This is a genomic window from Ensifer sp. GW823-FHT05D09 (genome assembly GCF_058795755.1).
The window spans coordinates 1-563 of record NZ_JBXAIA010000043.1 but is presented as its reverse complement, the minus strand read 5'-3'; the positions used below and the strand labels follow the sequence as shown (position 1 = coordinate 563).

1 protein-coding gene is annotated in these 563 nt (G+C 65.5%); it reads right to left on the bottom strand.

Annotated features, from left to right (window positions below; translation table 11 throughout):
* Positions 1-563: Gfo/Idh/MocA family protein (locus AC1Q80_RS30840; RefSeq protein ID WP_492362944.1), on the bottom strand; the 563-nt coding region annotated here is incomplete at both ends.

Sequence of the window (563 nt, the reverse complement as noted above, 5' to 3'; positions counted from 1 at the left end):
CCTGAGGGGACGCGGCTGACGCGGGCAGCAGCAGCGCCAGAGCCCGCACCCGCCCGCGTGATCAGCCGCTTCGGCTCGCCGAACGGCGTGTACCAGAGATAGTTCGGGTCCTTCTGCGTCCATTCCAGTCCGCCCTTGGTGCCGTAAACCCTGACCATCAGGCCGTTCTCATGGCCGGGCGCCACCTGGCTGCACCACAAGAGCCCCTTGGCGCGCTGACCGTCCTTGGCCTTGAAGCGCATCATCACATGGGCATTGTCGTCGAGCTGACGTCCTTCGACAAAACTGTCGAGGTCGGCGGCGAGCTCTTCCAGTTCCAGCCCGGAGACGAAGGCGCCGAGATTATAGGCATGCGTGCCGATATCGCCGGTCGAGCCGCCGGCGCCCGAGCGGGCCGGATCGGTGCGCCAGGCCGCCTGCTTCTGACCCGACTGCTCGATATTCTCCGTCAGCCAGTCCTGCGGATATTCCATCTGCACCAGCCTGACGGCGCCGATGTCGCCGTTTTGAACCATCTCGCGCGCCTGGCGCACCATCGGATAGCCGGTGTAGTTGTGCGTGAG